20 protein-coding genes are annotated in these 22,247 nt (G+C 69.0%); 6 read left to right on the top strand and 14 right to left on the bottom strand.

Features of this window, described 5'->3' with window-relative positions:
- Positions 1-10 precede the first annotated feature (10 nt).
- Genes Q0C41_RS13935 through Q0C41_RS13910 form a run of 6 tightly spaced genes read right to left on the bottom strand, consistent with a single transcriptional unit; the run spans position 11 to position 6,556 of the window.
- A complete protein-coding gene (locus Q0C41_RS13935; protein WP_291984393.1) occupies positions 11-637 on the bottom strand; it encodes a hypothetical protein in 627 nt (208 codons plus the stop codon).
- Positions 634-1,524, bottom strand: coding sequence for an exosortase/archaeosortase family protein (locus Q0C41_RS13930; RefSeq protein ID WP_291984392.1), 891 nt, complete (start codon positions 1,522-1,524; stop codon positions 634-636). Before Q0C41_RS13930 ends, Q0C41_RS13935 begins: the two co-directional genes overlap by 4 nt.
- A 1-nt stretch (position 1,525) precedes the next feature.
- Complete coding sequence (locus Q0C41_RS13925) at positions 1,526-3,904, bottom strand: tetratricopeptide repeat protein (RefSeq protein ID WP_291984391.1); 2,379 nt, start codon at positions 3,902-3,904, stop codon at positions 1,526-1,528.
- On the bottom strand, positions 3,846-4,472 hold the full coding sequence (locus tag Q0C41_RS13920) for a YdcF family protein (protein ID WP_291984390.1): 627 nt from the start codon (positions 4,470-4,472) through the stop codon (positions 3,846-3,848). The genes Q0C41_RS13925 and Q0C41_RS13920 overlap by 59 nt, the downstream gene beginning before the upstream one ends.
- Positions 4,469-6,301 carry a TIGR03790 family protein gene (locus Q0C41_RS13915; RefSeq protein ID WP_291984389.1) on the bottom strand — a complete coding sequence of 611 codons (1,833 nt, stop codon included), beginning with the start codon at positions 6,299-6,301 and terminating at the stop codon, positions 4,469-4,471. Before Q0C41_RS13915 ends, Q0C41_RS13920 begins: the two co-directional genes overlap by 4 nt.
- Before the next feature lie 36 nt (positions 6,302-6,337).
- On the bottom strand, positions 6,338-6,556 hold the full coding sequence (locus Q0C41_RS13910; protein WP_291984388.1) for a hypothetical protein: 219 nt from the start codon (positions 6,554-6,556) through the stop codon (positions 6,338-6,340).
- Between the two features lie 196 nt (positions 6,557-6,752).
- On the opposite strand from Q0C41_RS13910, the gene rfbA reads away from it, so the two are divergent.
- From rfbA to Q0C41_RS13890, 4 genes are all read left to right on the top strand, one after another.
- On the top strand, positions 6,753-7,634 hold the full coding sequence (gene rfbA, locus Q0C41_RS13905; RefSeq protein ID WP_291984387.1) for a glucose-1-phosphate thymidylyltransferase RfbA: 882 nt from the start codon (positions 6,753-6,755) through the stop codon (positions 7,632-7,634).
- 2 nt (positions 7,635-7,636) lie between these two features.
- The gene (rfbC, locus tag Q0C41_RS13900; RefSeq protein ID WP_291984386.1) at positions 7,637-8,191 is read left to right on the top strand and encodes a dTDP-4-dehydrorhamnose 3,5-epimerase; all 555 of its coding nucleotides are present in this window, start codon (positions 7,637-7,639) and stop codon (positions 8,189-8,191) included.
- Between the two features lie 306 nt (positions 8,192-8,497).
- Positions 8,498-9,010, top strand: coding sequence for a PEP-CTERM sorting domain-containing protein (locus Q0C41_RS13895; RefSeq protein WP_291984385.1), 513 nt, complete (start codon positions 8,498-8,500; stop codon positions 9,008-9,010).
- Between the two features lie 97 nt (positions 9,011-9,107).
- Positions 9,108-9,983 carry an XrtA system polysaccharide deacetylase gene (locus Q0C41_RS13890; RefSeq protein ID WP_291984384.1) on the top strand — a complete coding sequence of 292 codons (876 nt, stop codon included), beginning with the start codon at positions 9,108-9,110 and terminating at the stop codon, positions 9,981-9,983.
- A 6-nt stretch (positions 9,984-9,989) separates the two neighbouring features.
- Here Q0C41_RS13890 and wecB read toward each other — a convergent pair whose 3' ends face one another.
- The 5 genes from wecB to hppD are packed head-to-tail and all read right to left on the bottom strand — an operon-like array spanning position 9,990 to position 16,487.
- On the bottom strand, positions 9,990-11,081 hold the full coding sequence (wecB, locus tag Q0C41_RS13885; protein WP_291984383.1) for a non-hydrolyzing UDP-N-acetylglucosamine 2-epimerase: 1,092 nt from the start codon (positions 11,079-11,081) through the stop codon (positions 9,990-9,992).
- A gap of 60 nt (positions 11,082-11,141) precedes the next feature.
- Positions 11,142-12,413: a fumarylacetoacetase gene (fahA, locus tag Q0C41_RS13880; protein ID WP_291984397.1), complete on the bottom strand. Its 1,272-nt coding sequence runs from the start codon at positions 12,411-12,413 to the stop codon at positions 11,142-11,144.
- 28 nt (positions 12,414-12,441) lie between these two features.
- Positions 12,442-14,406: an acyltransferase family protein gene (locus Q0C41_RS13875; protein ID WP_291984382.1), complete on the bottom strand. Its 1,965-nt coding sequence runs from the start codon at positions 14,404-14,406 to the stop codon at positions 12,442-12,444.
- A gap of 43 nt (positions 14,407-14,449) precedes the next feature.
- Positions 14,450-15,388, bottom strand: a complete 939-nt coding sequence (locus Q0C41_RS13870) for a hypothetical protein (protein WP_291984381.1) — start codon at positions 15,386-15,388, stop codon at positions 14,450-14,452.
- A 10-nt stretch (positions 15,389-15,398) separates the two neighbouring features.
- On the bottom strand, positions 15,399-16,487 hold the full coding sequence (gene hppD / locus Q0C41_RS13865; protein WP_291984380.1) for a 4-hydroxyphenylpyruvate dioxygenase: 1,089 nt from the start codon (positions 16,485-16,487) through the stop codon (positions 15,399-15,401).
- Between the two features lie 176 nt (positions 16,488-16,663).
- On the opposite strand from hppD, the gene Q0C41_RS13860 reads away from it, so the two are divergent.
- Complete coding sequence (locus Q0C41_RS13860) at positions 16,664-17,977, top strand: nucleotide sugar dehydrogenase (protein ID WP_291984379.1); 1,314 nt, start codon at positions 16,664-16,666, stop codon at positions 17,975-17,977.
- Between the two features lie 229 nt (positions 17,978-18,206).
- On the opposite strand, the gene Q0C41_RS13855 is transcribed toward Q0C41_RS13860, so the two are convergent.
- Positions 18,207-19,355 carry a glycosyltransferase gene (locus Q0C41_RS13855; RefSeq protein ID WP_291984378.1) on the bottom strand — a complete coding sequence of 383 codons (1,149 nt, stop codon included), beginning with the start codon at positions 19,353-19,355 and terminating at the stop codon, positions 18,207-18,209.
- Between the two features lie 18 nt (positions 19,356-19,373).
- Here Q0C41_RS13855 and Q0C41_RS13850 point away from each other — a divergent pair, with 18 nt between their 5' ends.
- Positions 19,374-20,420, top strand: a complete 1,047-nt coding sequence (locus tag Q0C41_RS13850) for an HD domain-containing phosphohydrolase (RefSeq protein WP_291984377.1) — start codon at positions 19,374-19,376, stop codon at positions 20,418-20,420.
- A 160-nt stretch (positions 20,421-20,580) separates the two neighbouring features.
- On the opposite strand, the gene Q0C41_RS13845 is transcribed toward Q0C41_RS13850, so the two are convergent.
- Positions 20,581-21,969 (bottom strand): sodium:solute symporter family protein, encoded by a 1,389-nt coding sequence (locus Q0C41_RS13845; protein WP_291984376.1) that lies wholly within the window; start codon positions 21,967-21,969, stop codon positions 20,581-20,583.
- Positions 21,970-22,015: 46 nt separating this feature from the next.
- A partial coding sequence (locus Q0C41_RS13840; protein WP_291984375.1) for a P1 family peptidase occupies positions 22,016-22,247 on the bottom strand: 232 nt, incomplete at its 5' end.

Genomic DNA, 22,247 nt, shown 5'->3' with positions numbered 1-22,247 from the left:
GCGAGGGGTGTCAGGACGCCGGCGCGCGCAGCGCGGCGATGGCCGCGACGACGCGCTGCACCGCCGGGGCGTCGGCTGCGGGTTGATCGCCGCGGCCGGCCTCGTCTTCGGCGAACACCAGCGTCAGCGGTCGCTGGCCGAGCAGCAGGAGCTCGGGGGCCACCCGCAACTGGAACAGGTAGGGGTTGGACACGGTCCGCCCCTTGTACAGCAGGGCGTACGCAGCCGTGCCGCCCTTCTCGCCGTGCAACACGTGCACAGCGAGCGGTCCACCGGCGGCTGGCACCTCATGCACTTCGGCCGTGCCGTAGTTGGCCTCGCTGATGGCGAGTTCCGGATGATGGTAGAGCCGCTTCATGTCGTACGACCGCACGGCGAGCACCTTCACGCCGGGGCCGAGGCCGCTGGCATAGACGCGCTCGATCCAATCGTCACTCGCGAACTCGCGGCGGATGGTCGTGGCCTTGCGCGTCGTCGGCTGCGACGTCTGCCCTGCGAGCACGCTGGGCAACGCCTCGCTGAGGGGCGGACCTTCGACCACCGTGCGCCCGACATAGACGTTGACGACCGTGGGCACCAGCGCGAGGGCCAGCACGACGAGGGTCGGCGTGGCGTAGCGGGCAGACAGGATGCTCATGGCGCGACGGCGGGTGCCGGCTCCGGGTTCGTCGGCGCCTTCGGGGCCGGGGGCGGGCTGCCGAGCCAGAAGATGATCGGCAACGCGAGCAGGAACGTGAGGATGCCCGAGCCCTCGTGCATCCATGTGTCGAGGATGCCGTTGCCATACCACTTCACGAGCAGGACGAGCAGCGAGACCCGCAGGATGTTGGCCCCGATGGCGATCGGGGCCGCGAGCAGCAGGACGGCCGCCCTGCGCCAGGGCACCGGGCAGAAGTACGCCGTGAGGCACGCGACTGTGACCGAGGCGTACAGCGTGGAGAAGCCGCTGCAGGCGTCGGCGACGTAGAGCCGGGCGCCGACGGTCTCGAGCGTCAGCCCGTCACGCAACATCGGGATGCCCGTGAGCGGCACGAGGAGTTCGACCCCGCTGGCGGTGAGATGCCGCAGCGCGAGATGGATCCGCTCGGTGACCCCGAGCGGCACGGGCAGCATGAAGACGAGGAACAGCAGCGGGAACAGAATCGCGCGGGTCCGCGACGGGCCGAGCACGAGCAGGGACAAGCCGGGGGCCGCGACGACGATGGACGCCGCCGACAGCAATTGGGTGTGCATCGCGCCGTCGAAGACGTGCATGAGGAGCGCGGGCACGAGCCAGGCGAACCCCCAGGCACTGCCCTCCTCTGCCGGTCCCGTGAACCGGGTGAGTTCGTCCCGCACGAAGTAGGCGACCACGAAGGGGATGAGCATCCCGTGCGCGTTGTGCCACACGCTCAGGGTCCAGCGGTCCCAGAGCCACGACACCGTCGGTGCGTACAGCAGGACCACCGCGATCCCGATCAGCCACAGCCGCGCGTCCGTGCGGAACGAGCGGCGGGGAGCCGGCAGGGTCGCGGCGACGCCCATGTCAGGCTCCCTGCCCGGGCAGCGCGCTCAAGGCCTTTCGGGCCGCGTCGCTTGCCGAGAACGGACGGGCGACGGCCTTCTCCAGCGCGGCGCGCGCCTTCGGGATGTCGCCCTTGCCGACGTAGGCCTCACCCAGGTGGTACTGGTACTCGGGGTTCTCCGGGTCCTTCGCCACGGCGTCGACGAGTTCCCGGATGGCCAGGTCGTACTGCTGCTTCTTGACGTAGATCCAGCCCAGGGTGTCGGCCACGGCCGGTTCGTTCGGCAGGTTGCGACGCGCCGTCTGCGCCAACTGCAGCGCGATGTCGATGTTGCCGCCACGCTCGGCATAGAGCCACGCGAGGTTGTTGGCCGCCACCGGCGCCTGCCGGTCGATCTCGATGACGCGCTCGTAGCGCGCCTGCGCCTCGTCCAGCCGGTTCATGCTCTGCAACAGCATCGCGATCACGGTATGGGGGCCGACCGCATTGGGCTGCTGCTTGCTCAGGATCTCGTACTCCTTGAGGGCCTGGTCGGCCTTGTTCTGCATCACGTACAACTGCCCGAGCAGGCCGTACGCCTCGAGACTCGTGCTGTTGACGTTCACGACGCGGCGCAGGGCTTGCTCCGCCTTGTCGAAGGCGCGCTGCGACATGTAGATACGCGCCGCCGTGAGCAGGTAGCTCGTGTCGTCGGGGGACTTGGCCAGCACGCGCTCGACGCGCGCAATTGCCGCTTCGGGCTTGCGCTCCGAGAGGTCGAGCATGGAAAGTCCCGCGATCGCTTCGGGGTTGGTCGGCCGGAGTGCCAGGGCGCGGTCGTAGGCCTCCCGTGCGCCCTTCGCGTCGCGCTGCATCAGGCGCAACGCACCGAGCTGGCTCCACACGATGGAGGCCTCCGGATACTGCTTCTGCAGGGGCTCCAGCGTCGTCGCAGCGCCCGACAGGTTGCCGCCGGCCATCTGCGCCCGCGCCACCATCGATCGAGCAGCCGGGTCGTCGGGGGCGTTGCGCAGGCCGTCCTCGGCGGCGGCGAGCGCCGCCGGGATCTGGCGTTGGCGGAGCAGCGCGTTGGCCAGTTGCATGTGGATGGCCGCGGCCCGGGGGTTCAGTCTGACTGCCTCCCGGAGGCTCTTGATACCTTCATCGAGCAGACTCAGGTCCAGTTCGGCCAACCCTCGCTCGTAGTGCGCGGCCACCGACTCGGGCGCGGCGGCCGTGGCGGCGGTCGCCGCAGCGAGGGCCTCTCGGGGTTTGTCGTCGGTCCGCAACATGCGGGTCTTAACGAGGAGCGCCTCGACGTCCTTGGCGTTGGCCGTCAGGACCTCCTCCACGAGCCGGTAGGCCTCGGTGGGGTTCTTGTCGTCGTAGGCGAGGCTCGCGAGTCGGAGCCGCGCGCCGGCAAAGCCTGCCTTCTCCCCGGCCGCCTTCGTCAGCAGCGCCTTGGCGTCATCCTTGCGCCCCAGCCGGACGTAGAAATCGCTGAGGCCGAGGCGGGCCATCGTATCGGCCGGGTCGGCGGCGAGCGCCTTGAGATAGGGTTCGGCGGCGGCGGGCGTGCCGGCCGCGACGTGGAACGTGGCCAGTGCCCGGTTGACCAGCTTGTTGGCCGGTTCGACCTTGACCGCCGCTTCGAGTTCGGCGAGCGCTTCCGGCCGGCGATTGGCGGCCCACAGGAAGTTGGCGAGGCCGAGGCGCGCCGGCACCGCGTTGGGCTGCACCTCGACCGCCTTGCGGAAGGTCTTTTCGGCGTCGGCTGACTGCCCCTTGGCCAGCTGCACCGCGCCAAGCGCCGTGTACCCGCGGCTGTCGCCCGGCGCGAGCGCCACCGCCTCCTCCATCTCCTTCAGGGCGCCGTCGATGTCCTTGAGCCCGGCGGTCGCGTTGCCGAGCAGGATCTGGGCGTCGAGGCTCTTTGGGTCGGCCAGGAGGGCCTTCTCGGCCCGCGCCTTCGCGTCGGTGAACTTTCCGGCGACCAGGTAGATGCTCCCCGCCTTGAGCTGGGCCTCGACGCTGCCCGGCAGCAGGTCGGCCGCGCGGATGTACTCCTGGAAGGCCCGCCGCTGGTCGCCGGTCTCGACGTAGGCCTCGGCCAGCTTCAGGCGCGCCTCGCCGAACTTGGCGTCGGCCTTGAGCGCGTTCCGATACTGAATGATGGCGTCGGCGTACTTCTTCTCCGCCATCAACGCATTGCCGCTCTCGAAGTACTCCTGCCGGGCCACGGCGGGATCCTTCGAGCACCCTGCGCTCGCTGCCAGCAGCAGCATCACGCACCCCAGCGCTGCGCCCTTCATCGACGGCTTGACCACCAGCTGCTCCTTGCGACGGAATCCGTACTCATTACTATAGCGTTCCAACGAGCGGCGCCGATGGGGCGAACCAATGGCGCGGATTGACGCCATCTCGCCAGCTGTTGGCCGCCATGGCCGCCACCTCGTACACGGTATATCGGCGATCGTAGTCGCGACTCCACCACACCCGCGCCAGGCCACCCTCGACCTCGCACGCACGCACCCCCACCGGGTGAGGCCAGGCCAGCGCGGACAGCCACCCCTGCACGCGGCGCGTGTGATACGGCGAGGTCACGACCACCACCCGGACCAGCCCGTGCCGGCGCGACCACCCGAGCGCGACCTGCAGTTCGTCGCGCGTGTTCCGGACGCGCGGCGTCATCACCGCCACCCGCGTCCGCACCACTCCCAGGCGCTCCAGCTGGCTCACCCGCTGTGCGCAGTCCTGACAGTTGTACGGGGTCGCCACGACGGGTTCGGTCAGCAGCAGCCGGGCCCCTGGCCATCGCGCGGCGAGGCGGGCGGCGTACGGCAGGCGCTCGGCTTCATGACTCCCGAGCACGAGGATGGCCTCGGGCTGATCCAGCGGCCATTCCCTCACGAGCCACGGACCGAGCGGCAGGCTCAGCACGGCCAGGGCGATCGTGCACGCCAGCAGAATCCGGACGACCCGCTTCACCGTGGAACCGGACCCGCCGCGCCCGTGCCGAACGCCTCGACCAGCGGGGCGGCCTCGGGGCGGGCGGCGATGTCCGGGGCGATCTTCTGCGCGGCCTCCCAGGCCTGGCGGGCCTCGACCCGCTCGTTGCTCTTCAACAGCACGAGCGCGAGGTGGATCTGCGCCTCGACCAACCCCGGGGCCCGACGCACGGCCTCGCGCAGGACCCGCGCCGCCTCGGCCACGTCACCGGCCTGGTACAGGACCCAGCCATAGGTGTCGGCCACGGTCGGTTCCCCACGCGTCTGGTCGTAGACGCGTCGCGCCAGCGTCAACGCCTCGGCGCGCCCGGCAGGATCGGTCGCCAGCGCGTAGGCGAGGTTGTTGGACGCCACCAGATCGGCAGGCTGCAGCGCCAGCACGGCGCGGTAGGACGCGATCGCCTCGTCGCGTTCGGTGACCGGGTCGATCGATAGGGCCATCAATTGCCGGACGGGCAGATCACCCGGATGGTCGGCCAGCCACGCGCGCATGAGGGCCACGCCGGCCTGGCGATCGCCCTGCGCCATCCGCGCCTGCGCCGACGCCAAGACCTCGAGCGACTCGACCGTCGTGCCCGGAGCGGCCTGACGCCGCGCCTGCACCAGCAATCGGTCGAAGAAGGGCCGCGTCAGGCCCGACGCCTCGTGGCGGGCGAACGTCGTGGGCGCCGCCTCGCGCCCGAAGGGCCGGCACAGCGGGTCTCCCAGGATCACCGTCCGCCACCCGACATACTTCGTGGCACGCAGGTAGGCCTCACCGAGCGACAGGCCGGACAGGTAGGCCGGCAACAGCACGTGGGGGCGAACGACGCCGTCCACGTAGGGGTCGGCCACCGCGCCGCCCCAGCCCGTGATGCCGGCGCGGACCAGGTCGCCGGCGAGCCAGTCGGCCGTCCCTTCGAAGCGCCGCTCCTGCTGCGTCCACGCGCCCGGCTGCCAGGCCGACGGCGGCTCCTTGAAGGTGCGGACGTCGCTGCTCGACAGGCTGGCCCCCACCGCCCCCGGCGCCAACGGGACCGACGGCGTGCGGAGGCGCTGCGCGGGGTCCGCCGCCCCCCAGGCGACATAGCCGATCGCCGGCGCGCCGCCCGTGACCAGGCCCGCCGTCTGATCGACGTCGACGATGGTCTGCGCGCCGCCGGCGGCGCGCAGACGTGAGGCAGCCAGCGGGAACCAGCGGTGCTCGGGGGAGTCCCCCGCCGTGCGGCCGTCCAGCACGACACGCGGCGCGTCCGGCGCCGGCCCGCAGCGCGTCGCGAGGGCCACCGCCTCGGCCGTGGTGAAGGCATCGAGGCGCGTCACGATGAACACATCGAGGGCCGCGCGATCGAAGGCCGGCCACGTGCCGGCCGCCGACGGGGCCTCGACGAACGCCGGATTCGGCAGGGGGCCGGGGCCCACGACCGCACCGGTCAGCTTGCGATACAACAGGGCCAGGTTCGAGTCGACGCTGCCGAGCGGGACGCGGGTGGCGGCGTCCGCGGCGACGCGCAGGGGCACGCCGCGCGTCAGGACGATATAGGTGATGTCGTCGTGGGCGGCATGGCGCTGCAGCCACGCGGCGATGGGGCGCTCGACGCGCGCCAGGTAGTCCTGCCGCGACACGGTCTCGCCGGGGGGGACGTCGATGGTGACGATGAAGTCGTCGCTGATGTCGCGCGCGCGCCGGAAGGCGTCGGCGACCGCGGTCCCGTCGGCAGCCGCCTGACGATTGACGACGAGCAGCAGGTCACGACGGGCGGCCGACGCGGGCGCGGCCCACAGGAGCGGGGCCAGCAGGGCCACACAGAAAGCGGAACGTACGGACATGGCGTGGCACTACCATACCCGACCCTTGCGGGCGGGTCAGCCGGTGGCGCGTGGTTCGTCGACCTCGAGGGCGTCGTCCTCGGGGTGTTCGAGTTCGGTTCGGGTATGCTGATACACCGCGTTGCTGGCCGTCCGGATGCGTATGGTGTACGCAATCGGCATCAGACCGAGCATGGGCTTGAGTGCCTCGAGCAAGGCCGGCGCCAGCCGGTCCTCATCATCAGGGGTGAGCGAGGAAATGAAGTGGATGTCCATGCGTCGGTCTACCTCAACCTAAGCAAACGACGTACCACAGGCCGCGCGTGACGTTTCACACACGTTTCATTGGACAAACTGACGCACGCTGCGCTCACTCGGCGGCGCTAATGCTCCAGCACCACGCCTAAAGTCGCGCCATGGCCGTACAAGACTTCATCAACGATCACGTTTCCGTCATGGACGAGACTTCCGCATGACTTCACGCAGCGGCATCATCCTCGCAGGTGGCTCCGGCACCCGCCTGTACCCCGTCACGCGAGGCATCTGCAAGCAACTGGTGCCCGTCTACAACAAGCCGATGGTCTACTACCCATTGGCGACGCTGATGCTGGCCGGCATCCGCGACATCCTGGTCATCACGACGCCGCAGGACACGGACAGTTTCCAGCGGGTGCTCGGCGACGGGTCGGAGCTGGGGCTGCAGTTGTCGTACGCGCAGCAGCCGTCGCCCGACGGACTCGCGCAGGCCTTCATCATCGGCCGTGAGTTCGTCGGCACGCGCCAGGTCGCGCTCGCGCTCGGCGACAACATCTTCTTCGGGCACGGGCTGCCCGAGACCCTGCAGGCCGCGGCCGCGCGCACGGAGGGGGCCACGGTGTTCGGCTACGAAGTGCGGGATCCCGAGCGCTACGGCGTCGTCGACTTCGACGCCGACGGCCGCGCGCTGAGCCTCGAGGAGAAACCGGCGCAGCCGCGCTCGCACTGGGCCGTGACCGGCCTGTACTTCTATGACAACGCGGTGCTGGACATCGCGGCCGGCCTGGCACCGTCGCCCCGGGGGGAGTTGGAGATCACTGACGTCAACCGCGCCTACCTCGCGCTGGGCCGCCTGCACGTGGAGCGGCTGGGGCGTGGCTACGCGTGGCTGGACACCGGCACGCACGAGTCCCTCCTCCAGGCGTCGCAGTTCGTCCAGACGATCGAGGAGCGCCAGGGCCTGATGCTGGCGTGCGTGGAAGAGATCGCCTGGCGCATGGGGTACATCGACGCCGAGCAGGTGGCCCGCATCGCGGCGCCGATGCGGAAGAACTCCTACGGCCAGTATCTGCTGCGCCTCATCGCCCAGGGAGCGTGAGCATGCAGGTCCTCCCCACCGCCCTCCCCGGCGTCGTCATCATCGAGCCGACGGTGTTTCGCGACGAGCGCGGCTTCTTCCTCGAGACCTATCACGCCACCCGGTACGCAGAGGCGGGCCTGGACGTGACCTTCGTCCAGGACAACCACTCGCGGTCCCGGCAGGGCACGTTGCGCGGCCTCCATTTCCAGCGGACGCGACCGCAGGGCAAACTGGTGCGGGCCGTGGAAGGCGAGATCTTCGATGTCGCCGCCGATATCGACCCGAGCTCGAGCACCTTCGGGCACTGGGTCGGCGTCTTATTGACGGCGGACAACTTCAAGCAGATTTACGTGCCGCCCGGGTATGCGCACGGGTTCTGCGTCATCAGCCCCGTCGCGCAGGTGGAATACAAGTGCACGGCCTTCTACGACGCGGCCGACGAGGGCGGGGTGATGTGGAACGATCCGGTCCTTGGCATCACCTGGCCACTGACCGACGTGGTCCTGTCCCGGCGCGACCAGCAACACCCGCCATTGGCAGCCAAGATCGCCGCGCAAGAACTTAAGTCTTCCTAGATCGAGATTTCACTGAAGCCCTTGCAGCGTCGAAAACCTGAGATCGCACGAATCCCTAGGTTTTTCGTCGATTCCGAGCCAAGCCGCGAGTCGGCATCGATGTTGCTATAGAAGGGGTTGTTCGCTGCGGGGCGAGGCGGACGCCGGGACGGAACATCACCCTGGTCGTTCGTATCGAAGTCCCGGGACGTTGTAAGCAGATGTACCTAGATGGACCCTAATTTGGGGGAGGAATCAGGCATGAGCTTTTCTTTGAAGCAGGCAGTTCTGGCAATGGCCCTCGCCGTCACGACGGCTTCGGCCGCGATGGCAGCACCGATCACTGGTGGGCTCGACATCACGGGGGCGGGCGTTCAGCCGGTGCCGCCGGGTTCACACTGGGGCAACGCGACCGGTGTGGACTTCACCTCGACTGGCACGACGAGCAACGGCCAGGGGACCTATGTTGGCACCAACGGCCAGGCGGTGACGTTCACGGACTTCACCTTCAATCCGCTGAACGCCAGCACGCCGCTCGTGCTGTGGCAGTTCTCGATGGGCATGGTCAACTACTCGTTCGAGCTGACGGTCATCAACTCGAAGTTCCAGACGGGCAACAACCAGTCGAGCTTCATGGCTCTGCTCGGTGAGGGTATTCTCCGTGCGGACGGCTACGAGGACACGAAGGCCTCCTGGTCGTTCACGGCGAACTCGGCCCAGTCGCAGTTGAGCTTCTCCTCGTCGCAGGCGGCCGTTGTGCCGGAGCCGGCCACGATGAGCCTGCTCGGTCTCGGCCTGCTCGGCAGCGCGGTTGCGGCTCGTCGTCGTCGCAATCAGTAAGACCTGACCCCCACGGGTCTTGGAAGGCCGCGGCACCGCAAGGTGTCGCGGCTTTTTGTTTGGCGCCCCTTCACCGCTCTGGGACAATACTCGGGCCGTGACGACCGCCTCGCGCCCCATCAACGCCATGTCCGTGGACGTGGAGGAATACTTCCACGCCAGCGCGCTCGAGCGGGTTGCGCCGCGGGACGCCTGGACCACCCTCCCCTCCCGCGTCGTCCCCACCACTCATGCCCTGCTGGACCTGTTCGCCTCGCGCGAGGTGCGGGCCACCTTCTTCATCCTGGGGTGGGTGGCCGACCGCTACCCGGCGCTGGTCCGCGACATCGCGGCGGCCGGGCACGAAGTCGCCTCCCACGGCTACTGGCACCAGATCGTCTACAGCCTGACGCCGGCAGACTTCCGTGAGGACATCCGCCGGAGCAAGCAGCTGCTGGAATCGCTGACGGGACAGGCGGTGCACGGTTATCGCGCGCCCAGTTTCAGCATCACGAAGCAGTCGCTGTGGGCGCTGGACGCCCTGCTCGAGGAAGGCTACACGTACGACGCGAGCGTGTTTCCGGTGCGGCACGACCGGTACGGCATCCCCGACGCGCCGCGCCACGCCTATCAGGTATCGCGCCCGTCAGGCGTGCTGCAGGAGGTGCCCCCGTCGACGATTCGCCTGGGCGGACAGAACCTGGCGGTCGCCGGCGGCGGGTACTTCCGCCTCCTGCCCTACCAGTGGACACGCTATGGGCTGGCGCGTCTCAACGACACCGAACGACGGCCGGCCATCTTCTACCTGCACCCCTGGGAGATCGACACCGAGCAACCGCGGCTGCCGGTCGGCCTGGCGACGCGGCTGCGTCACTACGGCAACCTGGGGCGGACACTCGGGCGACTGGCCCGCCTGCTGGACGACTTCCGTTTCGCGCCGGTTGCCGACGTCGTGACCACGATGGGCCCGCTGCCGGCACGCACCCTGGACTGACCGCGCTCAGGACGCGCCGGCGACGAGGATCGAGACGATGCGCTCGGAGGCCTTGCCATCCCAGTACTCCGGGATGCGCGCGCCCGTGCGCCCCTTCAGCGCCGCGTCGACTGCCGCCGGGACCGCAGCGGCCTCGGTGCCGAGCAGCACGTTGGTGCCTTCGGTCACGGTGATCGGCCGCTCGGTCGAATCCCGGAACGTCAGGCACGGCACGCCGAGCGCGGTGGTCTCTTCCTGAATGCCGCCGGAATCGGTGAACACCAGGGCGGCGTTGTCCATCAGACAGAGGAAATCCAGGTAGCCCTGCGGCTCGACCACGCGGGCCCCGGGCAGCGCGGTGACGCGCCCGAGCAGGTCGAACTGCTGCAGCTTGCCGGACGTGCGCGGGTGCAGCGGGATGATCACCGGCAGGCGGGCCGCCACGGCCTCGATGGCCGCCACGGTGTTGGCCGCCGCCTCCGGCGTGTCCACGTTGCTGGGGCGATGCAGCGTGATCAAGGCGTACTGCTTCGACTGGTAGCCCAGGTCGCCGACCACGGTGCGTGTGCCGGCCGCGGCGCGATGCGTGACCAGCGTGTCGATCATCACGTTGCCGACAAAGCGCACGCGCGCCGCGTCGATGCCCTCGGCCGTCAGGTTCTCGAGCGCGGACCGTTCGCTCGTGAAGAGGTAGTCGGAGATCTGGTCGGTGAGGATGCGGTTGATTTCCTCGGGCATGCGGCGGTCGCGGCTGCGCAGGCCGGCCTCGACGTGAGCGACGAGGATGTTCCGCTTGGCGGCGACCAGCGCGCAGGCGATCGTCGAGTTCACGTCGCCGACCACCAGCACGACGTCGGCGGGATGCTGGTCGAGCTCGGCGTCGAACAGCTCCATCACGCGCGCCGTCTGGACGGCGTGGGAGCCGGAGCCCACACCCAGATAGGCATCGGGCTGCGGCAGGCCGAGTTCGCGGAAGAACAGCGTGGACATGCGCTCGTCGTAGTGCTGTCCGGTATGCACCAACCGCGCGACGAGCGCGGGATAGGCACGCATCGCCGCGAGAATCGGGGCGACCTTCATGAAGTTGGGCCGGGCGCCCACGATACACGTCACACGCATCGACTTGTCGTATCCAGTCCGCGCCGCGGCGGGCGCCACGTCACTGTATACCAGCGCCGCTCACGGCCGAGGCACGATGCGGCCCCGGCACGCCCCGAGCCAGGGGGACGTCAGCGTCACCTCGTCGCCATCGTCCAGGAACCGTCGTGATTCGCCGGTCGGCAGCGCGAGCGGCTCGGTGCCTCGCCAGGTGCGCTCGAGGAGGCAGCCGCGCGACTCCGGCGATGGGCCCGACACCGTCCCCGTCCCGAGCAGGTCACCCGGACGAAGGTTGCAGCCGTTGCTGGTGTGATGGGCGACCAGTTGGGCGGGCGTCCACGCGAGGTCGCGCAGGTTGCTCCGGCTCACGCGGACGGGTGGCATGGCGCGACGACGCATCTCCTCGGTGGAGAGCCATACCTCGAGGTCGACGTCGAGGGAACCGTGCGCCTGGTCGTCGGCATCCAGCAGATACGGCAGCAGCGGCGGCTCGTTCGCCTCACGCCTGGGCGCCGGGGCGACTCGCGTGGCCAGTGCGTCCAGGGGCACGACCCACGCCGAGATGCTGGTGGCGAAGCTCTTGCCCAGAAAGGGCCCGAGCGGCTGGTACTCCCAGGCCTGGATGTCGCGTGCGGACCAGTCGTTGAGCAGCACGAGGCCGAACACGCGATCGAGGGCCTGCCCCACCGGCACGGGCTCGCCCAGCGGGTTCTCGCCGCCGATGACCAGTCCCACCTCGAGTTCGTAGTCCAGCCGCTGTGAGGGCCCGAAGGTCGGCACCTGCGCTCCCTGCGGCAGGGTCTGTCCCCACGGGCGCCGCACCGGCGTGCCGCTGACGACCACGGAGGAGGCACGCCCGTGATACCCGACGGGCAGGTGACGGTAGTTGGGCAGCAGCGGCTGGTCGGGCCGCAGCATCGTGCCGACGTTGGTCGCGTGGTGAATGGAGGCGTAGAAGTCGGTGTAGTCGCCGACGGTCATGGGCAAGTGCAGGGTGGCGGCGGTCATCGGTACGAGGCACGAACGGACCGCGTCCCGACGAGATCGCCATCCTTGCTCGCCCGCCGTGAGGAGTTGTCTCACCCGGTTGTAAAGGGCAGCCCACTCCTGGCGCTCCAGCGCCAGAATCCCATCAAGCCGCGGCGATTGCAGGGCACGCCGGACACGGGCGTGATGGTCGTCGAACAGTCCGGCGGAGGTCGCCGCCGTCAGGTCAAGAAGCCGATCGCCCAAAGCGCACCCTGGTCGGGGTGTTCTCGAGCCAGATGCGGTGAACGCACCATAAGCCAACGGCGGAATGGGCTCGGCCGACTGTCCGAGCGGCGCCCGCAGCTCCGATTCCTCCACGCTCATGGCACGCTTCGGACGCATCGTTGCCACTTCACCGCGCGCCCGTCTGAACGGTCACTCCTCCGGAGCTAGCGGGGTCGATCGCGACTCGCAGCGGCTCGAACAAAGAACTCGCGAGCGACCCGCTGAAGCTGGCCGTCAGATGGTTTGTGTCGGCGAATCGGATCATCCCGTCATGCATGGGTCGACAGGGCGAGGTCCCGCAGACCAGTGATGCTGTCTCGATGAAGGCCGCCCCTCCCATAGAAAGCGCGCGAGCAGGCCACATCCGGGCGGTCTCGTGAGCTTCGTGCGCCGTATCGAAGCTGCACAAACGGTCCCCGTCGACACCTCTCCACGCCGCACGTGCGAGGCAATTCGGGACACTGAACCCGGGACGAGGTACGTCAGCCATCACGACGACCCGGTCGGCCACCTTCGCCAACTGCGTGCTGGCGCTGGCGACCCCGGCCTGCCACCGTGCCATGGCGCCCGGGGTCAGATGATCGAGATACCCGCGTGACAGCGACAGCACGACCACACGCGGGTGCAATTCTGCGATCTCCCGCAAGACCTTGCGGCCCCACGCCGAGCATTCCGCATATGCACGGCCCAGGCTTGCGTCAAACGGTTCGAACACCGGTGCGGGACAGGCGGACTTGGTGTACGTCAGCAGCCTCATGTGCAAGCGTTCCGCAGCCACATCCAGGGCAGGGGCCCAGTGCGCCGCGTGGGAGTCGCCGAGCAGCACCATCACGTCACTCGCAGCTTCATCACCTCGAGTGCACTTCTTCGGCTCGGTCTCGAAGTAGTCCGCGTGGCAGTCTTCGGCGTAGACATCGGCCCGATCACGCGTGGCGGCGGCGTATTGTCTCTGGTCGGTCGCCGCTGCGTCCTTCGTGGCTCCCCAGCGGACCCCCAAGATCAGGGCGATCGCGAGCGCGCTCACACTTCCCAGCGTGAGCAGTGACCGAGCCGGGTGCCCCATCAGGCGCGGACTGTGCCGCAGAGGCTCCTCAACGGCGACGTACGACATCTGAGCCACACCGATCGACACGACCACCGCGACGAGCAGGACGCCAGGGCTGTCGAGTCGGAAGATGTCTCGCGTGAGTAACAGGATCGGCCAGTGCCACAGATAGAGCGAGTAGGAGATGTCGCCGAGCCACACAGCCGGTCGGAGGGCCAGCGTCCTCGAGATCCTCGACGTGGGTTGCGAAAGGCCCATCAGCAGCATGCCGGTAGCCACCACTGGCAAGACGGTGATGACTCCGGGGTGGGCGGTCGTCGCCGAGAACAGGAACGCACATCCGAGCAAGGCCGCCATCGAGGCCCATTGCCAGACCGGCCCAGACAGTGCGCGCTCGATTCGATGTCCTGTCAGGAGCGATACCAGCGCCCCGGCTCCGAACTCCCACGCCCTCGTCGGCGATGCAAAGAAGGCCCAGGGCTGGGCCCACGACATGAGGTACAGACACACCACGAAGGACACGGCACACAGCGCGGCGATGCCCACGGCGAGCCGACGACGGCTGGGAGTGCCGCGTGTCAGGAGCCACAGCAAACCCGGCCACACGAGATAGAACTGCTCTTCGACCGACAGCGACCAGGAGTGCAGCAGCGCGTTGTCGTGCTGGCCTTCCGCCAGATAGTCCGTCGCGGACGAGGCGTACCAGAAATTGCTCAGGTACGCCAGCGTGGCCACCGCGGCCGACGTCAGCATCTTTCGCTCCATCGGCGCATGGAAGAGCCAGGAGCCGCCCATGACGGCGAGCGTCACGACCACGAGCGCAGGACCGAGGCGTCGGATTCGTCGCGCGTAGAACTCGGCGAAATCGATAGTTCCGCTACGATCCAATTCGCGCAGAAGCAGCGACGTGATGAGGAAGCCGGAGATGACGAAGAACACATCGACGCCGAGGTATCCACCCGGAAGAGCGGCAGGCCAGGCGTGATAGATGACGACTAGAAGGACTGCGAGGGCACGCAGGCCCTGAAGGGCAGGAATCCGCTGCATTTGCTGTTGTGTGGCTCCCAGGGCCTGAACCAGAGTACTCGAACTATCTCGTGAGCCCGATGCGACGGGCGTCAGCCACCGGCTCATCCAGCGCGCAGGTGCCGATGCTGCGGATCAGGGCGCGGCCCGAGACGGCGAACGGCTCGAGCGGTCCCTCGATGATGGCCCCGTGCGGACCACGCCAGTCGACCTGCGCATGCCCCGGCCACGTCGGCGCGGTCGTGACCGAGAGCAGGTGCGCGACCGTGGCGCAGACCTCGGCGCTCTGGGCGGCGGCGCGGCCGGCCCCCTCGGCAATGCCGGCGGCCAGGATGACGTTCAGGTAGCCGAGCATCACCGCCTGCGGTGCGTCGGGCGCGGTCCACAGCGGGTGCAGACCGGTGATCGCGTGATGCAGTCCAGCGGTCGCCTTGGCCACCACGCCGCGGGCCACACACCCGCACAGGAAGGCCGCCACGTCGTCGGCCGCCGGAATGCTGGCGGGTGTCGTGCCTCCTGTCCGGACCTTGCCATGCAGGCCCCCCTGCGCCACGGCATCGAGCACCGGGTCCAGGTCGTCGCCGAGCGGAACTTCGCAGTAGACCTCGAAGCCCCGACTGCCCCACACGCGCAGCGCGCGGACGTCAGCCAGGCTCGTGACCGTGGTCTCGACCGTGTCCACCACCGCTGCGCCCTGCGCCGGACTCCGGTGACGTTCGTTGAAGGTCTGGATGTGCGCGACGTCCGCCTGCAGGTCGGACGTGCCCAGGGCGCTGATGCGCCACGGGTCAGCGCCATCCTCGGTGGGCAGGTAGCGAGGGGCGAGGGCACTCACCTCGCCGAGGCGATTGGCTGGGACCACGAGGCGACCAAGCATCCAGCCGTCGCCGCTGGCGCGCATGCGGGCGTAGGTGTCGAGGGTGGTGTCGAGTGACAGCGAGGCCGGCGGAAAGAGTCCCGCATAGTCGAACAGCCCGGCGAGTACGGCGTGCGATCGCGCCACGGTCGTGATTCTACAAGTTTCCGCGCAACGCCTGTTCGCGTTCGATGGCCTCGAACAGGGCACGGAAGTTCCCCTTGCCGAACCCCCGACTGCCCTTGCGCTGGATGATCTCGTAGAAGACGGTCGGGCGATCCTCGACAGGCCTGGAGAACAACTGCAGCAGGTAGCCCTCCTCGTCGCGGTCGACGAGGATGCGCAGGCCGCGGATCATCTCCATGGCTTCGTCGATTGGTCCGATGCGCTGTGGCAGGAGGTCGTAGTAGGCATCCGGCACGTCGAGGAACTCGATCCCGTTGGCGCGCAGGGCCGTCACCGTACGCGCGATGTCCTGCGTCAGCAGCGCGACGTGCTGCACGCCTGGCCCCCCGTAGAAGTCCAGGTACTCGTCGATCTGGCTCTTGCGCTTGCCCGCCGCCGGCTCGTTGAGCGGAAACTTGATCGCGAACGAGTTGTCGCTCATCACGATGCTCATGAGAGCGCTGTACTCGGTGGAGATGTCGGTGTCGTCGAAGCTGATGTAGCGCTCGAAGCCGAGCACCCGGCTGTACCAGTCGGCCCAGTACTCCATCCGGCCCAGTTCGACGTTGCCGACCATGTGGTCCACCCGCAGGAGGCCGACGTCCTCTCCCGGCACGGGCCGCTCGACGTACCCGGGGAGGAACGGGCCGATGTAGTCGCCGAGCGCGTAGAACGAGTGGATCGTGTCCCCGTAGGTCCGGATGGCGCTGTGCCTGACCGCGCCGTGGTCGTCGCTCAGGGTGGTCGGCGGGGACGCCGGCTCCGCACCGCGCGCGAGCGCGGCGTGAAAGGCGGCATCGGCGTCCTCGACCTGGAAGGCGATGTCCACGATGCCGTCGCCGTGGGCGTGCAGGTGGGCGGCGTCACCCGAGGTGGACCGATACGGCGTGGTGAGGACGAACCGTGCGGTCCCCTGCCCCATCACGTAGCAGGCGCGGTCCCGGTTGCCGGTTTCGAGGCCGCTGTAGGCCAGTTGCGAGAACCCGAAGCCCTTCCGATAGAAGAACGCCGCCTGGCGGGCGTTGCCGACGACGAACCGGACGTGGTGGATGCGCTTGAGCCGGAGGGGGTTCTGGGGCACGTGACGTCCTCTCTTCAGAAGATCAGCTAATCACGTCATAACCATGCCACGCCATCAGAACGAGGGGCAAGCTCGTCGCGCTCATGGGGCGACGCGCACCGCCCGATAACGCACTGAGGGAAGCCCTCTGCTAGGCTAGCCTGTCGAGCGGGCCGGGCCCGGACACATCCACGACCATGAATCAGACGCTTTCACGCATCCAGGACCGCTCGGCGGTCGTCGGCATCATCGGGCAGGGCTACGTCGGACTCCCCCTCGCCCTCGTGTTCGAGGAGGCGGGCTTCCGCGTGCTCGGGCTGGACGTCGACGCCAAGAAGATCGACGCCCTGTCGCGCGGCGAGTCCTACATTCGGCACATCGGCTCAGACCGGGTCAAGGCGTCCATCGACCGCGGCCGGTTCACGGTGACCACGGACTTCGACCGACTGTCGGAGTGCGACGCGATTCTCATCTGCGTCCCGACGCCGCTCGGCACCCACCGCGAACCCGACCTCTCGTACATCCACAACACGGCCAAGGCGATTGCCACGCGCTTGCGCAAGGGCCAGCTGGTCGTGCTCGAGTCGACCACCTATCCGGGCACGACCGACGAGGAAGTGCTGCCGCTGCTCGAGGCGTCCGGCCTGACGTGCCCCGACGACTTCCTGCTCGCCTTCTCGCCCGAGCGCGAGGATCCGGGCAACGCGCACTTCAACACCAAGACCATCCCGAAGGTCGTCGGCGGCGTCAACGCGCCGTCCACCGAGGCGGCCGTGGCGCTGTATGCCGCAGGCGTGGACAAGGTGATCCCGGTGTCGTCGGCCCGTGTGGCCGAGTCCAGCAAGCTGCTCGAGAACGTCTTCCGGTCGATCAACATCGCGCTCGTCAACGAGCTCAAGGTCACCTTCGACCGCATGGGGATCAACGTCTGGGAAGTGATCGAGGCGGCCAAGACCAAGCCGTTCGGATTCACGGCGTTCTACCCGGGCCCCGGCCTCGGCGGCCACTGCATCCCGCTCGACCCCTTCTACCTGTCGTGGAAGGCGTCCGAGTACGGCATGTGGACGCGGTTCATCGAACTGGCCGGCGAGATCAACACCGGCATGCCGCGGTACGTCGTCAGCAAGGTGGCTGACGCGCTCAACGACGCCCGCAAGAGCGTCAAGGGCTCCCGCATCCTCGTGCTCGGCCTCTCCTACAAGGAGAACATCGACGACGACCGCGAGTCGCCCTCGTACGAGCTGATCGAGTTCCTGCAGGACAAGGGCGCGCACGTCGACTACTGCGATCCCTACTTCCCGCACGCGCGGCATGGCCGGCGCCACTCGCTGAACCTGTCGTCGGTGCCGTGCGACAACGCGACGTTCCGCAGCTACGACGCGCTGCTGGTGTCGACCGCGCACGGGCAGTTCAAGGATCCAGCGCTGTACGCCGGTGTCGACCTGGTCATCGACACGCGCAACATCGTGCAGCCGGCTCCCGCAGGACCGACCACCGTCGTCCGCGCCTGATTGCTGCGGGTAGGGCCCGTTCTCCGAACGGGCCGTCACGATTACGCGGTTTGACGGTGACGGTGGTCTGACGATGACGGCCGGCTCGGAGAGCCGGCCCTACCCAGCCAGCCGGCCCTACCCAGCCAGCCGGCCCTACCCAGCCAGCCGGCCCTACCCGGCGCGGGAGTTCCATGGGTAGGGCCCGTTCTCCGAACGGGCCGTCAGCGGAAGCCGTAGGCCGTGGCCGTCATCGGCTTCTATAGGCTCGAATCTCTTCGAGCGTATAGAAGCGCCCTCGCCACTCGATCCCCCCGGTCGAGAGTGCCAGCCACGCGGCACGCACCAGAATCCAGCAGAACAGCAGCGCCCCCGCGGGATACAGCAGCACTTCCACGCCGCGGCTGCCGTACATCCGCGTGTGCAGCACGAACAGGCCGACGGCACACGCCGCCACGATCGCATTGAGCTGCCACACGCGGCCGTCGGTCACCAGCAGCGCGAGGAACGGCCACACGTTGATCACGAACAGCGCGACCACGGACGCGACGACCGCCGACACGCGGTAGCCGAGGCCCGCGAAGGCGTTCTTCATCAGGCCGTCCACCAGTTCACGCACGCTGGCATACCACTCGACGGCGATGACGCCGCCCGACAGCGCCAGCGCCTGCCGGTGCCCATCGCGCTTCAGCGCCCGGCCCAACTGCAGGTCGTCGTCCGGGCAGGCCCGCACGCGGGCGTGTCCACCGATGGCCTCGTACGCGCCACGTCGCACGAGGTTGAAGGCGCCGATGCCGATGTGCTCGCGGGAGCCGCGGACGGGCACGCGCCACGGCCGGGTGAACAGCGTGAAGAACAGGCCGAACGTCGCGACCATGCAGGCCAGCGGGAAGGTCGGCGCGACGATCCGCGGCGCCACGGCCAGGTGGTCGAGGGCGTCGGCCTCGAGCACGGCCACGGCTCGCCGGAGCGCATCGGGCGCGAACACCACATCGGCATCGGTGAAGAGCAACACCTCGCCGGTGGTCTGCGCCGCCCCGACCGCCAGCGCATGGCACTTCCCCATCCAGCCCTCCGGCAAGTGCTCCACACGCACCACGCGCAGATGCGGATGCGTCAGTCGGATGGTGTCGACGATGGCCGCGGTGCGATCGGTCGACCGGTCGTCCACCAGCAGGACCTCGAAGGCCGGATAGTCGAGGGCCAGCACCGAGCGCAGGGCGTCGCCGATGTGTCGCTCCTCGTCACGGGCCGGAATGACCACGGACACGGCGGGCCATGCCCCGGGCGCCGGAGGTTGCCGCACCGCATCCAGCCGGCGCAATCGGCGCATGCCGAGACCGACGTCGACGATGGCGACGAGAAAGACGACGAGGGTGACGAGCGCGAGGATGGTCACGTTCTATAATCTCGGCCTGTGCCGAACCCGACCGAGCCCATCACACGGGCGCGGATCCTGATCGTCGATGATCAGGCGCCGAACATCCGATTGCTCGAGCGGTTGCTGACGTCTGCTGGCTATCACCGGCTCTACTCGACCACGGCACCGGAGCAGGTGGCGGCGCTGGTCGGCCAGGTCAGTCCTGATCTGATTCTGCTGGACCTGCACATGCCCGGCCTCGATGGCTTCGGCGTGATGGCACAACTGCAGGGGCTGCTCAGCGGCGAGCGCTACCTCCCCGTTCTCGTTGTGACGGCCGATCTCAGTGTCGAGGTTCGCCAGCGCGCGCTCGGGGCCGGCGCCAAGGACTTCCTCAACAAGCCGTTCGACGCCGTCGAAGCGCTGTTGCGCATCCGCAACCTGCTCATCACGCGCTTCCTGTACCTGCAGCTGGACAAGCACAACCGCGGGCTCGAGGCGACCGTCCAGGAACGGACGCGGAAGCTGGAGATCGCGCGGCTCGAGATCCTCGAGCGGCTGGCGCTCGCCGCCGAGTTCCGCGACGACAACACCGGCGAACACACGCGACGCGTCGGTCGACTTGCCGGGGCCCTCGCCCGCGAGCTGGGACTGCCCACCGAGGTGGCGCTGACCATCGAGCGAGCGGCGCCCCTGCACGATGTCGGCAAGATCGGCATTCGGGACGCGATCCTCCTGAAGCCGGGGCCGCTGACGCCGAGCGAGTTCGAGGAGATGAAGCGGCACACGGTGATCGGGGCCGACATCCTGTCCGGCAGCATGGGGGCGCTGCTGCGCACCGCCGAGGACATCGCGCTCACCCACCACGAGCGATGGGACGGTGCCGGCTATCCTTCGGGGATCGCCGGCGCGACCATCCCTCTCGCCGGGCGCATCGCCCACGTGGCCGACGTCTTCGATGCCATGACCCATCCCCACGGCGAGCCTGCCCATGATCGCCGCGACGAAGCCGTCAGCTACATCCGCGACGAATCCGGCTTCGCCTTCGATCCCGACGTCGTCGCCGCCTTCGGCATCGTCGCCAAACGCGATCGGTTGTTGTGAGGGTGACGGCCCGCCGTCGCCGTAGATCCTCACGATGACGGCCCGCTCGGAGAGCGGGCCCTACCCAGGGTAGGGCCGGCTTCGCTGGGTAGGGCCGGCTCTCCGAGCCGGCCGTCACCGCCAGACCACCGTCACGTCAGACCGCGATCGCGGTGCGTCCTCACGATGACGGCCCGCTCGGAGAGCGGGCCCTACCCAGGGCGACCACCAGGGCGGCCGTCGAGGCCAGCAGGCCCCACACGACAGGCGCGAGACCGACGAGCCCGGCCCCTGCGGTTGTCGCGTGCATCGCGGTGGTGGTCACGACACCCGCCAGCATCGTGGCGAGGGCGTGCCGACGTCCGGCGCGCGGCACGAACAGGCCGGCGATCACGGCGACGAACAGGCCCGCGCTCAACACGCTGTAGAACAGCCCCATCGTCCTGACGATGCTGCCGGCCCAGATGGCGATGCCCACCCCGAGCGCGCCAGCGATGACGGCGGCGCCGCGGACGACCCGCAGTTGCTCGTCCTGGGTCGCCGCGGGCCGCAGGTGCCCGGCATAGAGGTCGCGCGCCACCGACGTGGACAGCATGAAGAGCACGGCATCGGCGGTGCTCACCTCCGCGGAGAACAGCGCGGTGAGCGCGAGCGCGCCGAGCCAGGGTGGCAGGTCGTCGCGCAGCAGCATCGGCAACGCGAGCTCGTGGTTGTCGAGGACGGGATGCGACACGCGCGCCAGCATCCCGAGCAGGACCGGCACGGCGGCAAACGCCAGCAGCACGACGGCGTTCAGCAGTACGCCGATGCGCACCGCCCGCGCATCTCGCGCGCCGTACACCTTCTGCAACAGCCCGGGCGACACGATGAACGAGGGGCCGAGCAGCGCCAGGTAGACGATGCCCGATCCGCCGCTGGCGAGCGCACTCCAGTACGAAACGGGCACGTCGGCGGGCAGCGACACCGCGAGCCCGGCCGCCGGCCAGGCGAACGGCAGCGCGAGGAGCAGGCCGCCCACCAGCACGCACACCTGCACGGCGTTCACCTTGGCCGAGGACAGCAGGCCCCCGGTCGCAAAGTACAACGTCGCGACCACGCCGCCGATGACGCAGCCCCAGGCCCGCGGCACGCCCGCGACGGTCTGCAGCAGGCCGCCCAGCGCAATCAACTGTGCGGCCAGGATGGCCAGCGATCCGAACCAGAGCAGCGCCGCCATCAGCGCGCGCACCTCAGGGCCGAAGCGGGCCTTGAGGAAGTCCCCGAGCGTGCGATGGTCCTCGGACGCGGCAATCCGCCAGATGCGCGGCCCGACGACGAGGGCGAGAACGATCGATCCGAGGCCTGCCGAGCCGACCCACCACCACGCGGCGAGGCCGTCGCGATACCCGAGCCCGGCGGCGCCGACGGTCGACCCGGCGCCGATGTTGGCGGCGATCAGGGTGCCGGCCAGCAGGGCCGGCGACAATCGACGGCCGGCCACGAAGAAGTCGGAGGCCGTGGCCGTGCGTGACGACCACCACCCGAGGGCAATCAGCGCCGCGGCGTAGACGAACAGCAGGGTCAGAGTCACAGGCGAGAGCAGGGTAGGGCCCGCTCTCCGAGCGGGCCGTCAAGGCTCAGGGCTCGAGGCGCAGACTGCGTGCCGACGGCAACGAGGGCAGGGGCTCGGCGTGACGCACGGCGTTGAGGATGGCCTGCGCGGTGACGTCGGCCGCGAGCGCGCCGATGGTGCCGATGTCGACGGCCGTTGCACTCGCCGCGCCCACCGCCTGGCCCGTCGGCCGCCATGTGCCGGTCGCCAGGGCGAAGATCGTGTCCCCGTCCGACGGCGTGTGCACCGGCGCGATC

This window comes from Luteitalea sp. (genome assembly GCF_022842525.1).
Taxonomy (GTDB): domain Bacteria; phylum Acidobacteriota; class Vicinamibacteria; order Vicinamibacterales; family Vicinamibacteraceae; genus Luteitalea.
Note: the sequence above shows the minus strand (reverse complement) of the source record. Positions and strands in the feature narration are given on the sequence as shown.